General features: G+C 74.3%; 9 protein-coding genes. 3 read left to right on the top strand and 6 right to left on the bottom strand.

Annotation, left to right across the window (positions count from 1 at the left end):
- Positions 1 to 17: 17 nt before the first annotated feature.
- From ACFVYL_RS08385 to ACFVYL_RS08375, 3 genes are read left to right on the top strand one after another with little or no spacing between them, the layout of a single operon-like run.
- On the top strand, positions 18 to 1,442 hold the full coding sequence (locus tag ACFVYL_RS08385; RefSeq protein ID WP_389713787.1) for a hypothetical protein: 1,425 nt from the start codon (positions 18 to 20) through the stop codon (positions 1,440 to 1,442).
- Entirely contained in the window at positions 1,439 to 1,993 is a 555-nt protein-coding gene (locus tag ACFVYL_RS08380) for a hypothetical protein (RefSeq protein WP_389713786.1), read from the top strand. The genes ACFVYL_RS08385 and ACFVYL_RS08380 overlap by 4 nt, the downstream gene beginning before the upstream one ends.
- A 3-nt stretch (positions 1,994 to 1,996) precedes the next feature.
- Positions 1,997 to 4,105, top strand: coding sequence for a hypothetical protein (locus ACFVYL_RS08375; protein ID WP_389713785.1), 2,109 nt, complete (start codon positions 1,997 to 1,999; stop codon positions 4,103 to 4,105).
- 20 nt (positions 4,106 to 4,125) lie between these two features.
- On the opposite strand, the gene ACFVYL_RS08370 is transcribed toward ACFVYL_RS08375, so the two are convergent.
- The 6 genes from ACFVYL_RS08370 to ACFVYL_RS08345 form a co-directional block, all read right to left on the bottom strand.
- Positions 4,126 to 8,490, bottom strand: a complete 4,365-nt coding sequence (locus tag ACFVYL_RS08370) for a hypothetical protein (protein WP_389713784.1) — start codon at positions 8,488 to 8,490, stop codon at positions 4,126 to 4,128.
- Positions 8,491 to 8,526: 36 nt separating this feature from the next.
- Positions 8,527 to 9,108, bottom strand: a complete 582-nt coding sequence (locus ACFVYL_RS08365; protein WP_389713783.1) for a hypothetical protein — start codon at positions 9,106 to 9,108, stop codon at positions 8,527 to 8,529.
- Positions 9,109 to 9,113: 5 nt separating this feature from the next.
- On the bottom strand, positions 9,114 to 10,646 hold the full coding sequence (locus tag ACFVYL_RS08360; protein WP_389713782.1) for a hypothetical protein: 1,533 nt from the start codon (positions 10,644 to 10,646) through the stop codon (positions 9,114 to 9,116).
- A 68-nt stretch (positions 10,647 to 10,714) separates the two neighbouring features.
- Positions 10,715 to 12,064 carry a protein kinase gene (locus ACFVYL_RS08355; RefSeq protein WP_389713781.1) on the bottom strand — a complete coding sequence of 450 codons (1,350 nt, stop codon included), beginning with the start codon at positions 12,062 to 12,064 and terminating at the stop codon, positions 10,715 to 10,717.
- 16 nt (positions 12,065 to 12,080) lie between these two features.
- Positions 12,081 to 12,983, bottom strand: coding sequence for a protein phosphatase 2C domain-containing protein (locus tag ACFVYL_RS08350; protein ID WP_389713780.1), 903 nt, complete (start codon positions 12,981 to 12,983; stop codon positions 12,081 to 12,083).
- A complete protein-coding gene (locus tag ACFVYL_RS08345) occupies positions 12,980 to 13,639 on the bottom strand; it encodes a tellurium resistance protein (RefSeq protein WP_389713959.1) in 660 nt (219 codons plus the stop codon). Before ACFVYL_RS08345 ends, ACFVYL_RS08350 begins: the two co-directional genes overlap by 4 nt.
- Positions 13,640 to 13,693 lie beyond the last annotated feature (54 nt).

Raw genomic sequence — 13,693 nt, 5'->3', positions numbered from 1 at the left:
GCCAGGGAGGGACCCGCTTGACACCCGCACAACTGCTCGACAAGGCCTTGATCGTCAAGGAGCTGAGGCGACTCGCGGACCTGCCCGCGCTCGCGCCCCGGTCCGCCGAACTGACCGTGCTCCACAAGGACTTGGCGGCATCGAACCAGCTCGACCGGTGGGCGGAGATCGACCTCGTGCGGGCCTACGTACGCCCCGAGAGCGTCCGGGCGTCCCCCGGCCGGGCACCGGGGCGGCACGACCGCCTCCTGGAGGGAGCCCTCGGAGTCCTGGTCTTCGTACCGCTCCTGATCACGTGGTTCGGCCTGCGCGAGGCCGTGCGCGCCTACGGGGAGCTCGCCGAGGACGACCCCGAGGAGAGCGTGCGCCCCTTCCTGCAGCTGTGGCAGTCGGGCTTCGGCGGGCATCTGGGCGCGCTCGGGCGCTTCGAGAACGTGGCCCTGATGGCGGTCCTCCTGATCGCCCTGCTCGTGGCCCTCTCGGTGTGGCACGCGCGCGTGCGGGTGCGCACCGAACGCCACGAGGACGCCCAGGACGCCGACGAGGAGATCCTCCTGGCCGAGCTCGCGTCGGTGCTCACGCGCGCCCAGATGCTGCTCGCCGCACACCGCAGCGCCTCCCCGCAGCAGTTCACCGCGCAGCTCACGAAGGCCGCCGAGAAGATGCAGCTGGTGACGGAGAAGGCGGAGCGGAGCCACCGGGCGCTCACCGGCGCCACGACGTCCGTGAGCCAGGCCGTCGACGCCCTCCGGCAGGCGACGCAGTCCCTCATGGCGGAGGTGCCGAAACTGGGCGACGCGGCGAACCGCATCGACACCACCCTGCGCACCGGCGCGGAGGAGACCGCCAAGGCGGGCCGCACCAACGCGCGCGCGGCGCAGGGGATCGCCGACCGCGTCAAGGCGGCGGGCGACACCGTCGAGGCCTCCCTCAAGGCCCTGGTCACCGCCCAGCAGTCACTCGCCGTGAAGTCCGATTCGGTCGCGAAGGCCACGGAACTGGCCTCGCAGGCCCTGGTGGCGAGCACCGGGCGCACGGGCGAAGCGGTGGACGGCATGCGCGAGGCCACGGAGCGCTGGGACGCGGCGGCGGCCCACTGGCAGGACGCGGCGGCCCGCCTCGACGCCCGCATGGACACGCTGGCGGGCGCACTGCCCACGCTGACGCCCGCGCCCGTGCCTGCGCCTGCGCCTGCGCCTGCGCCTGCATCGGCCATGACGTACGGGGCGAACGGGTACGGAAGCGGATACGGGAACGGGAACGGCGTCGGGTACGAAACGCCCTTCAACGGCCGCCCTGGTGAAGGGAGTTCCCTCCCCGCGCCGAGCCGTCCCGTCGACCCGGTGACGGACCCGCCGATGGAGTCCCCGCTCGATACGCCGCTCGACCCGCCCACGACGCGTCTGCCGCCGCCCGCCCCGAGGGACGGAGGCGCCGCGTGAGCCGAGGCCGGGCACTGCGGCGGCGCGGCGGGCGGCTCGGGATCGTCGTGCTCGCGGGGTGGCTCTTCGCCGATCTGCTGCTCGTGCTCGCGCTGGTGTCGATGGGCGACCGCCCTGACCCGACGGGCCCGAAGGGCAAGGACCACCCCGAGCCCTCCCCTTCGAAGAGCAGCCCGGCCACCCCCGTGGGGCCCCGTTCCGTGGACCGCCACCCCCAGGAGTTCCGGGTGGCGGGCGACAGCAAGGGCGACATCGTCCGGCAGATCGCGAAGGACACCCGCAAGTGGCCGGGCCGCGAGGCCGCGCTCGTGCTCACCTTCGGCGGCGGCTCGAACGGCACGGTCTACGCCCACCGCGTCAACGGCCTGCTCGGCAGGGCCCGCCCGGAGATGTTCACCGAGAAGACGGCGACGGACGACTACCACAGCCTCGGCAGACGGGCGGAGACCGCGGTGGTCCGCGTGTACTTCTACACGGCCCCCGGTGACACCGATCCCGGCGACACCGGCTCCGGCGACACCGGTTCCGGCGACACCACCCCGGGCGGCTGAGCCATGGCGGTCCTGCGCCCGGGCGACCACCCGAGAGCGAGCGGCGCCCGCCTGCCGCTGCCCGCCCTGCCGCGCTGCCCCGGCCTGCGCGGCTACGTCCACCTGCACGACGCACTGCGGCAGTTGGGCTTCCGGCACGCCGCCGACGTGCTGCGCGCCCCGGCCCCCGCACCCGCGCACGACTCCGTCTTCGGCACGCTCCCCAGAGCCGCCACGGACGACGGCTTCCGGGTGCTCGACGGACTCTGGTTCCCCGGCCGGGGCGGCATCTGGCACCGCGTCGACCTGCCGTACGTGCAGCGGGCGCGCGGCCGGTGGCTGTCCTCGTCGGACCCGCGCGCCGACACGGCGGCGGCGCTGGTGGACACCCTGGAGACCCTGGTGCGGGACGACGTGGCGGGGTTGCGCCGCCTGGTCCTGTGGGAGGTCTGCTGCCTGCTCAGGGACGGCGGCGAACGGCCCGGCGAGGCCGAGGCCGTCGCTCTCGGCGTGCACCGCGGCGAGGCGGGACCGCTCGCCGCCGCGGTCGCCGCGGGGTTCCCCCCGGCCGGTCCGGCGCGGCACGCCGCCGAGACCCTCAACGACAGCTGGCCCGGCGTGCGGCTGCGCGAGGCCGAGCGGGTCGTGGCGCGGCTCCCGCGCGCCGCGGACTATCCCGACGGGCCGGACGACCACCGCCTCGCCGCGCTCGTCGACGCCGTCCGCGCGCGGGCCGCCGAGGTCCGGCGGCTCTGCGCGGACGGCGCCGCCGCCGAAGCCGCGGGCGCGCCGCGCGACGCCGCCCGCACCTGGCTCGGCGCGCTGCGGCTCGCCAGGGACGACGCGGACGCCCGGACGGGCCTGCTGCGGGTGGCCGCGCTCCTCGCCGACGACCCGCTCGCCCCCGCGGATTCGCGCGTGACGGCCGTGACCGACGAGCGCGCCGTACGCCTCTCCTGGTGCGCCCCACCGCGCCGCGCGGACGGCGTCACGTACCGCGTCCTGCGCTTCCCCGACGGGGCCCCGCACCTCGCGGTCGAGACGGCGGCGGGCGAGAGCGGGCCCGGCACCCTCGACACGGACGCGCCCGTCGGCCGGCCCCTCCGGTACGCCGTCGTGCCGCTGCGCCGGGACCGCATCGCCGGAGTGCCGCGGGTGACCGCTCCGGTACTCGTCACCCCCGTGGTCACGGAGCTGCGGAGCACCGTAGTGCCCGGCGGGGTGCGGCTGCGCTGGCGGGCCGACTCGGCGGCGGCCGAGGTGCGGGTGACGCGGTCCGGCACCGGGGCGGAGACGGGCGGTTGGGGCGAGTCGTCGCTCGTGCGGGTGCCCTGCGAGCACGACCGGGTGCTCGACGCGCCGCTCGCGCCGGGGACGTACACCTACGAAGTGCGCTGCGGCTACCGCGATCCGGACGGCGGCCTGGTGTGGTCCCGCGGCGTCACGGTCACCGCCCGCGCCGAGCAGTGGCCTTCGCCGGTGGAGGAACTCACCGTACGGCGGCACGCGGAGGGCGGGCGGGTGACCATCGCGTGGCGTCCGCCGGAGCTCGGCGACGGTCTGCTTCTGCCGTGGACGGCGGGGCCGGTCGCGCCGGGTACCGACGTCTCCGGCATCGCGGGCCTCGTGGACCGGATCCCGGCGACCGCGTCCGGCACCGAATCGTGTGCCGAGCTGACGCCGGAGCCCGAGCAGCGGGTCCGGGTGACGGCCGTCAGCGTGCTCGGCGAGCGGGCGGTGTCCGGCCCGAGCGTCGTCATCGAACACCCTGCGGCGATAGCGGAGTTGACGGTACGCCGGGTCGCGGACGACCGCGCCGAGCTGCACTTCGACTGGCCTGAGCCCGCGGTCCTGGTGCGCGCGGCCTGGAGCGACGGCCGGGAGGGCGGCGAACGGCGGATCCCCCGCAGCGCGCACCGCACCGGCCGGGCCGTCACCCTCCCCGTGTCCACCGCGGAATGCACCATCACCGTGACGCCGCTCCCCCGCCCCGACGCGGTGGCCATCGCCACGGACCCGGCCCGCGCGGTCCTGCCCGCCGCGCCCCCGCCGCCTCCGCCGCTGCCACCGCCCGTGGCGCCCCGGTGGTCGGCGTGGTGGCGGCGCTGGCGACGGTGGGCGCGGGCGGGGTAGTAGCGGGCGTCGGGGCGGTGTCACGGCCAGCGCCACGTGAAGCAGACCTCGTGGACTTCCCGGGCGATCGCCGCGAGCTCCGGCTGTGTGCTCAGGGCGCCGATCAGTGGTGACTCGGCGGCGAGTGCGGCGAGCAGGTCGGGGCGGTTGCGGGCGGCGAGTCTGCGCAGGCGGCGGGAGAGCAGCGCGTGCAGCCGCGTCCGGTGCGGCTCCGCGAGTGCGCTCAGGTCGAGGCCGTGGCGGGCCAGGATGAGGACACCCGCGTGCAGCGTCTCGTCGGCCGGCCGCGAGCAGACGGCGTCGACGAGCGCCGCGCTCAGTGCGCCGTCGTCGCGCAGGACGGCGGCGAGGCCCGCCGTGACCCGCAGGGCGTCCTCGTCCCCGAGGCCGCCGAGGCGGGAGATCATCCAGGCGCACCACGTCTTCGTCGTGCCGGCGTCCGCGTACCCGATGAGCAGGCACAGACAGGCACAGGCGTCCGTCCGGTCCTCGAACGCCATCGCCGTGTCGTGGACGAACGCGGTCCAGGACGGATCGGCGTCCGCGTCGAGATGCTCCTGGCCCACGAACGCCGCCCAGAACCGGGCGAAGGGGTCCGTCAGCCCGCGGATCGCCGCGACCAGCGCCGCGCGGGCTTCGCCGGACAGCAGGGGCAGCAGCGTCACGATCGCGTCGGCCCGCTCCAGGTCCGGGAGTTCCGCGACGCGCTCGGCCAGTCGTCGCGCGGCGGCCTCGGTCACATGCCCGGCGAGGACGGCGAGGAATTCGGCACGTCCCCCGTGGACCAGTCCCAACGTGTCCTTGACCCGGTCCTCGCGCACCCGGTTCCTGACGATGTGGGCAAACCGGTTGTGGCGGACGTGCGAGAACCTGCCGTCCGCGTGCGCGGGCGCCCGCAGATCGTCCAGGAGGAGGGCGAACACCTTCCGGCTCACGTCGCGGCTGTCCTGGAGCCCCTGGCCTTCGGGGTCCGTGGCGATCTCGACGAGCTCGTCCCGCTGGGCCTGCGTGAGCATCGGCAGGATCGCGCCGAGGGCTTCGAGCCGTTCCGTCTCCTCCATCGGTTCACCGAGCAGCTGCGCCACGGTGTGGTCGACGATCGTCCGGTGGTCGCCCGGCTCCAGAATCCCGGTGGTCGCGTCGAGCACCGCCGCCCGCGCGAGCACCGGCGCGTCCAGGAGCAGCTGCGTCAGGGTCTGTTCGAGGGTGCCCGCGAAGAACGGGCGCAGGATGACCCGGACCAGGAACCGACGCCGCCGGTCCTCGTCGCCGCCGGACAGGCCGTCCTGCACCTCGGCCCGGTCCTCGATGCCGAGGAGCTGGAAATACTCCTCGGTCCGCTCGCTGCCCAGGGAGGCGAGCTCGTCGCGGGACAGGATGAATCCGTTGCCGTGCCGGGGGACGTGCCGCGTGACGAACTCCCGTACGGGAGCGGCCCGTTCCTCGGTCGCCTCGCGCAGATGGGGAAGCAGCTCCGCGAGGAGGTCGAGGCGGCCGGTCTCGCCGGCGATGAACTCCAGGGCCGCGACCGTGCCCGAGGCGACCAGCGCCGCACGAAGCTCGGCGGCCGGGGCGGGCAGGGCAGGCAGCAGCTTGGCGGGGAGCCACGCCCGCGGCCCGCAGTTGGAGAACGCGCAGGCCAGGCGCGCCGCTTCGGCCAGCCGGTCGGCGTCAAGGCGCGTCACCGCGGCGGCGATCAGCTCGGCGAGCTGCACTTCCCGCATTCCCTTGAAGTCGGCGGCGCACTGCGTGACCACGGTTCCCTCCAGCGGGAACGGCGTCTGCGCACTGTCGGGCAGCTCCTGATAGGAGCGGTGGACCGCGGTGGCGTGGTCGAACAGGTCGCGGCTCAGTCCGTCGTCGGCATGCTCGGCGAGCAGCCGCATGATCCGCTCGCGGGGCTCCCACGGCATCTCCTTCGCGGCCTCGAACGCCTGCCGCGCCAAGGGCTCGCGCAGCCGGGGGACGAGGGCCTCGACGGCCGCGGCGTAGGGGTACTCGTAGCCCCAGTCCCATCCCCAGGCCGGGGCGTCGCCGATGGTGAGGCGCCGGGGCAGCTCCTGGGCCGCGTACCAGGCCGCGGGGATCCAGTCGTCGGCGAACCGCTCCGCGGCGGCCGCCAGGGCGAAGCCCCGGCAGCTGTAGGTGGTGGAGTCGTTGACGACCGGCAGTTCGACGATCACCGCGGCCAGGTCCGCGGTGATGGGGCCGTCGGTCCCGGAGAGCAGCACGAGCACGGCGTCGAGCCGGTTGTTGGGGTCCATGCGGTGGAGGAGGGCCGACGTCTCCGGCCCCAGGGACGCCGCGTCGAGCGGCCGGCCGGCTCGCCGCAGCCGGCGCAGGACGGCTTCGGCGAGGTCCGCTCCGGCGTCCACGCGCGCGAGGACATCGGCGGCCCGCTCCTCCAGCTCGCCGCGCGCCTCGCTGTCCGGGTCGAGGAGAGCCACCAACTCGCCGAGCAGCCACGTCACTTCTCCTGCGTCGGGCGCGGCGCGCAGCGAGCCGACGGCCCGGGCGACCTGCTCCGCGCTCAGGTAGGGGCCGACCAGTTCGAGACCGAGCAGGCGCACCCGGGAGTCCTCGACGGCCAGCACGTCCGCGAAGGCCTCCGCCAGTTGAGGGGCGTCCAGATGGGGCAGGACGAGGGCCAGCGCTGCCAGCCGCGGAACGGTGCGCACCTCCGGCGGGATGCCGTGTCCTGACGCGGTGTGCCAGTAGGCGCTGCGCCGCTGCTCCGCGGGGAGCCCCAGCGCGAAGTCGAGCACGGGCCGGAAGTCGGCGTCCTGGAGCTGCTCCGCCGGGAGGCCGTCCCATGCCGTCTGCGGGCTGGCCGTTGCGCGCGCGAGCGCGCAGCGCAGCAGGTGCCCCTTGACCTTGCGTACGGCGGTGGTGGCGTCGACCAGGTCCGGGTGGTTCGTCAGGAGCTCCACCAGGGCCATCTGGCCCGGGAGTTCGCGGGGCAGGAAGACGGCTTCGACCATGGCGCCGACCGTGTCGTCGGACAGTTCCTGCACGGTCAGCAAGGAGGCGATCAGCGCGGGACCGCCGGCCCTGCGGGTGAAGGCGCGGAACTCCCGCAGCCGGTCGCCCTCGCCGTCCTCCGGCACCCCGGACGCCTCGTCCTGCGGCTCTCCCCGCTCCTGGTGCGGCCGCTGCTCGGCGAACCACCTGAGGGTCAGCTCGTCGAGCGTGGCGGCAGCGGCGTCGTCGTCGGCCGAGTCCGCCGGGAGGGGCGAGGCGGACGGCTCCGGCAGCGGGCCCGTAAGGCGGTGGGCCACGTCGCGTACGAGGGACAGCCTGCGGGCCCGGGCGGCGTCGGGTTCGGCCGCCGCCTCGGGGGCGGGCGGACCGTCGTCACCGGGGACTGTCAGCCCGTACGCGTCGACGAGGCGCGAGCGCGTCCGCGCGTCCCTGACCTCGGGGGCCAGCGTGCCGAGCCGGTTCACCAGCCGCTCCCGCGCCGGGTGCCCGGCGAGCAAGGGGGCGAGCTCCGCCAGCGCCCGGCCCGCCCCCGCCAGGCGGTGCCGGGTGTCGGTGAGCCAGGCGATGGAGTCGCGCTGCAACTGGGCCAGCAGGCTCTCGTCGCCTTGTTCGGCGGGGTGCGGCTCCTCGTCCTTGCGGGTCAGTCCGGCCAGGTCGTCGAGAAGCGCCTCGGCGACCCGCTCGACGAGGCGGGGGCGGCGGAGCTCCGGCACGGCGCACAGCAGGGCCACCGTCTCGCCCGCTGCCAGCTCCTGGGGCCTGATCCTCTTCGGCGCGAACCGGGCGGGCACCTGCCAGCTCACGATCGACGCCGTCTCCTCGACGCCCGCGGCGACCGCTGTCCGGGCATCGGCGTCGAGCAGCACGGCCCCTTCGAGGAGGGCCCGGGCCGGGATCTCTTCGTCGGGCAGGGACGTCAGCGCGACGATCCGCGCCTGGACGGTCTTGCGGGTGGCCTCGTCGACCGGCGCGAACGCGAGCATCCGGTAGTAGCCGTCGGCCTGTTCGCCCGGGGACGCGGCGCGGCCGATGGTGGACAGGGCCCGCGGCGCCGACCAGAGCCCGGTGGCCACCGCGGCGACGACGAGGCGCGAGGGGATGTCGTCCGCCGCCTTCATCGAGCCGCGCAGGAGGGCCAGCCTGATGCAGCCGCCGAGCGGGTCCGGGACCCGCCCGGGATCTTCGGCCAGGGCCCGGTCCACGGCATCCCAGGCGGTGTCGATGTCGCTCTGGTAGCCGTCCCAGAGCCGGGCCTTCGGGGTGACGCGCCTGCGCAGTCGCCGGTCGTCCCGGAACAGCTGGAGGAGTCGGTCCACCCGGCCCGCCGCACTGAGGTGGGCGGCCAGGCCGTCCAGGGCCAACTGGCCGATCTCGTCGTCGAGTTGCTTGGAGTCGGTGTTCATCCGCGCCCCGGTTCCTCTGAGTCCCGCCGGTTCAGTTCAGGGCCCGCGCCGGTGGTCGCGGCGGGCGGCCCGTTTCAAGGCCTGCAGTTCGTCGTCGAGCACGGCCGTCGGGGCGCCGTTCGCCGTGCGCACCCAGCGCCGCCCGGCGGCGTCCGTGAAGGCGATCGCGCACCGCAACGACGAGGGACCGTACGGCGCTTCGGCCCTGTCGGTCACGGACAGGGACATCTCGGCCGTCTCCCCGGGCCCCAACAGCGGCGCGGCGGGGCTGACTTCCACTTCGGGTACGTGCAGGGCGCCGGCCGGGTCGGCCCAGGAGAGCCAGGGGGCCGTGTCCCTGACCGGTGCGGCACTGTCGTTGCGTACCACGCACTTCACGCGCAGCCCGCTGCCGCGCACCCGGAAGGCCACACTCACCAGGCGGGCCTGATTGGCCTCGGCGGCCCGCCGCTCCGTGGCCGCCGAGGCGTCATCCAGGCGGCGTTGCCGGATCTCCCGCAGCAGCCCCACCGCGAGGAGCAGCGTGGCCGCAGCCGTGCCCACGGCGGCCACCCAGTCGGCGACGCTCCCGTAGTCCGGCGCTCCGTACCCCGCCGGGACGCGACCGGTTCCGCTCAACCGCCTCACCCCTGCCCGTACTCGTGCTCCCACAGCACGTCGGCGATCACCTCGTTGACCCCGGCGAGGCTCAGGCCCGCGCTGGCTACCGTCTCCCGCTGGTGCAGGAAGTCGCGGAAACTGCTGTGGTAGATGCTGTGGCGCGGCCCGTCCGGGGTGCGCTCCCGGCGGAGGAACTGCCGCCATTCCGTGAGCACTTCCTGGACCGCGATGGCGTCCGCCTCCGGGTTGACCTCGCCCATCACCTTGGTGAGCAGGGCGGTCGAGACCGGTGCGGTCAGCTCGCACAGCACGTACATGACCCACACCTTGGTGCGCGGGGACGGCCGCGCGGTCATGCCCATCAGCCGCCAGTGGCTCTCGTAGTAGTTCTCCAGGCCGTGGGGCAGCTGCTGGATGTCGAGGCCTCGGTAGAGGCCGTCGCTCAGTTCGGGCAGCACGTGGCGCAGGTACATGAAGTTGCCCTCGCTCTTCGCCGCGAGGACGTCGACGAACCGGTCGAGCGGGATGTGCTGTTCGGCCAGTCGGGCCACCAGTGCGGGGCTCGTGCTCCCCGTCCGGTACAGCAGCGCGCGGATGTCGACCATCGTGGCGCTCAGGTGCTCGGCCAGGTCGTAGCGGACGGCGGCCGTCTCGATGCGCAGCGGCACCTCGGCGCGTCGGCTGCTCACCACGAAGTACACGCCCTCGGGGAGCACGGGCGGCAGGTACAGCACGTTCACCGCGCCCGGCTCCCCCGGCCGGGCCGCCTCCGCCTCCGCCTCGTCCAGGGCGTCCACCGCGACGATCAGCGGCAGCTCACCGGGCAGGGCGGCGCGGGCGTCCGTGAGCATGCGGCCGACGAGTTCGCCGTAGCGGCTGGTGTCACCGAGGTCGGCGGGGGCGCCGATGCCGTACTTGGCGCGCAGTTGGGCGCCGAGGTTTCCGACGAACTGGCGGGCTCCCACGATGCCTTGACTGCGTACGTTGAAGTGCGCCACGCAGCCCGTACGCCGCACGTACTCGGCGATGATCGCGGTCTTGCCGTCGCCCGGGTCGCCCTCCAGACGGAAGTAGCCCCGGCGTGCGGTGGCCACGAACGCGTCGATGGCGTCGAAGACGTACTCGCGGCCCAGGAATCCCGCGGTCTTGTCGTCGATCAGTCCGGCGGCCGCGCCCCACACCGTCGCCGGCACGTCCAGCGCCCGGCAGACCTCGTCGACCTGCTCGCCGAACCCGTCGCACCCGCGCACGCGCCGGAACGGGGCGGCCGGTACGGCGAGCCGGTCCAGGGCGGCACCGTCGGGGGCCAGTACGAGCAGCGCCGGGCCCCCGTGCGTCCGGTGTCTCTCCGCGGCGGCCCCGATCACGTCCACGACATGCTCCTCGGGGGCCGTGTCCGCGGCGAGGACCGCGAGGAAGTGCGTACAGGCGTCGTCCGGGCGCGCGAGCACCGTGACGCCCCGCGCCCGGAGCACCGCGGTCAACCGGCGCGCGAGCGCGCGGGTTTGAGGCTCGCGCGAGGACGAGACGATGCAGACGCGAGGTGATGCGGTCACGTTCCTCCGCCCGGAGAGCGCCGGACCTGTCGGCTCACGGAAAGAGTATTCCTCCCTGCCGCCCGCCCCTACTCCTTGACGACCGCCTCCGTCCCGCCCCCGAACTCGATGAGCAGCCCCGACCGCAGCGCGATCGTCTTGCCCGGGTCCACGTCCCGTACCGTTCCGTCGTCCCTGCGGGCCGTCCACACGGAGCGGGTGCGGTTGGTGAGGCCGAACCTGCCGCGCTGCTGCGGGTGTTCGGTGACTTCGCCGACCACGGCGGAGAAGTCGTGCCGGTCGGGATCGTCGCGCAGGTGGTGGGCGTAGACGCGGGCGTTCGGCGCGAGCCTGATGCCGCGCCGGGTGCGCAGGGTGCCGGTGCCGGTGACCAGTTCGAGGCGGGGCGGCAGCGTCAGGATGGTGCGGCACTTCCAGCAGGCGGGGGGCGCGCCGTCGGGCTGGGTCAGGTTCTGCTTGCCGCATCCGCCGCACTGGGTGATGGCGTCGAGGACCTGGCTGAGCGCGTCGCGCCACTGTGACTCGCGCACCCGCAGCTTGGGGCTGCGCAGGCCGTCCGTGAACGTCTGGATGAACAGGTCGCGCAGGATCTGCGGCAGTGCGCCCCAGGTCGCCTCGACGGTCGGCTGCTCGCCGGGGACCGGGCGGTTGCGGGTGTCCGCCGGGTCGTAGACGAAGACGGGGTCGGTGCCGTACAGCCTGCGTTTGGCGGCCTCGTCCATGCAGCGGATGCTGAGTGCGAGGGCGCCGTTGAACGGGTGGTCGTTCATCAGGAGCAGGAAGAGCAGCACGGCCAGGGAGTGCAGGTCGCTCTGGGTGCCGGGCTGTTTGCCCTGGTCGCCGCGGACCAGTTCGGGCGCCATGAAGTCCATGGTGCCCGCGACGGCGGCCTCGGCGCCCTCGACGACCGCGTTGTCGTTGTCGCAGACCAGGACGTCGCCGGTGGCCGGGTCGAAGAAGATGTTCCCCCAGTTGATGTCGCGGTAGGCGATGCCCCGGGAGTGCAGGGCGCGGTAGGCCTCGACGGTGTGCAGGGCCACGGTCACCAGGGTGCGCATCGTCGCGGAGGCCACGGAGGGGTCGCGGCGGAACAGGGCGGGCAGGTCGCAGAAGCGTGCGGGCCGTACGTCCATGAGGTAGCCGAAGCCGGGCTGTTTGCCCTCGGGGTCCATCACGATGGAGGTGGGCCACAGGAAGCGGGGGTCGTCCCAGCCCTTGGCGATGAGACCTTCGAGGATCTCCCGCTGGCGGGCGTCGGCGAGCTGGGGGTAGTACCACTTGACCGCCCGGTCGCCGGTGGGCGTCAGGACGCGGTAGACCTCGCCCTGGCCGCCGGAGCCGAAGAGCTCCGCGACCTTCAGCGTCTCCCCCGACTCGGCCACCAGGGTCTTTCCGGCGGCGAGCATGCCGTTCACCATTCTGTTCCTCTCTGCCCTATCGTTCGTCGCTGCGCTGTGGGGGCGCCGCTATGGCGCCCACGAGGGTCGTGTCGTCCCCGGAGAACTTGGCGGCCCGCGCCAGCCAGTCCGGGAGCTGCGCCTGCACCGCCGCGACGCCCTGTTCGGCGGCGCGGTCGCCGAGGCCGGTGGCGAAGTCCAGGAACCCCTGGTGGTCGGCGAAGCTCTTGGAGAGCCCGTCGGTGGAGAGCAGGACGCACGGTGGCGCGCCGCCGGTGAAGGGCTGCCAGTGCGAGCGCGTCTTGCGCCAGGGTTCGGACTCGCAGAGCGAATCGGTCTCGTCGCCCATGTCGGGTCCGGTGGAGAGCGGGGTGTGCGGGCTGCCGGAGCCGTCGACGAGCACGATGTCGCCGTCGCCCAACTGCCAGCAGAAAAGCGTGTGTTCGGTGAGTACGGCGCCGATGAGGGTGCTGCCGTAGGCGGCGAGGTCCGGGGGGTGCGGGTGATCCCCGGGCCCGGTGCGGGATGTCCGTCCCAGTGAGAGCGAACGGGCCCCGTGGGCCGGTGAGTTCCTCTCGAACAGCGTGGCGCGTCCGTGCCAGCGGTGGCCCACCTGCTGCGGCAGGCGGCGCGCCTCCTCGCGCAGTGCGGGCCAGCCCGAGGCGTCGGCGCCGACGCGCGCGGCCTCGTGCGCGAACACCCGGGCGCACGCAGTGAACTCCTCGACCGCCCAGCGCGCCCCGAGGTCGCTGCGGAAGTGCGCGGCACTGCCGTGTCCGTCGGCAACCGCGAGGACGACCGCGCGGCCCCCGGCGACGGGCAGCGCCGCGCCGCGGTCCTGGCTGTACCTCTTGGCCACGCCCTTGACCGCGCCGTCGAGCAGCGCCCAGGGCGCGGCCCCGGATGGCCCGGGTGCGGTCGTCGTCTCCGGTCCGGTCACCAGATGTCGTCTTCGCCCTTGGTCAGCGACGGCACGTCGATCGGCGTCGCGGGCTTCGTGCCGTCGTCGACCTTCGGGGTGGAGGCGTCCTTGACGACCGCGGTGGACATCCAGCGGATGGCGGCCGCGAGCTGGCGGGGGTTCTTCGCCTGGAGGGGCTCCAGTTCGGGGTTGCCGAGGAACTCCTTGAGCATGCTCTTGTCCGCGTCATCGCCGATGGCCACCGCGACGCGCACGGCTCGCTTGCCCCACGGCGTGCCGTCGATGGCACGCAGCCCGGCCCGCCAGTCGTCGGTGGGCTGCCCGTCGGAGGCGAGGGCGAGCACCGGCGGCAGCGCGCGCTGCGGCATCGGCGGGGTCTGCAGGGCGCCCGCCGCCAGCTTGAAGGCGGAGCCCATGTCCGTGCCGCCGTAGATGTGCACGTCCTCCCAGGAGAACTGGTCCACCGGGGTGGGTTCGCCGACGTGCCAGCTCGCTCCGCTGGCGAAGGTGATGGCGCGTACCAGCAGGGACGCGGCGGGGTTGGACTGGGCGGCCTGCTGCATCTCGGGGATGGCCTCGCGGATGGCGAAATTGAGTTCGCCGATCTTGCCGTTCACGCCCATGGACCCCGAGCAGTCGAGCATCCAGATGAAGTGCACGGGGCGGCTCGCCATACTGCCGCCGGGGAAGTTGTCGACGACGACGGTCTCGCTGGTGTCGCTCACGCT

Origin of the sequence: Streptomyces sp. NPDC058308, assembly GCF_042880275.1 — a bacterium.
Lineage (GTDB): Bacteria > Actinomycetota > Actinomycetes > Streptomycetales > Streptomycetaceae > Streptomyces.
This window is presented reverse-complemented; position numbering and strand designations above follow the sequence as displayed.

Coding starts and splice junctions, on each gene's coding strand:
- ACFVYL_RS08375 (WP_389713785.1), top strand. CDS start 1,997: ATGGCGGTCCTGCGCCCGGGCGACCACCCGAGAGCGAGCGGCGCCCGC.
- ACFVYL_RS08370 (WP_389713784.1), bottom strand. CDS start 8,490: ATGAACACCGACTCCAAGCAACTCGACGACGAGATCGGCCAGTTGGCC.
- ACFVYL_RS08355 (WP_389713781.1), bottom strand. CDS start 12,064: ATGGTGAACGGCATGCTCGCCGCCGGAAAGACCCTGGTGGCCGAGTCG.
- ACFVYL_RS08345 (WP_389713959.1), bottom strand. CDS start 13,639: ATGGCGAGCCGCCCCGTGCACTTCATCTGGATGCTCGACTGCTCGGGG.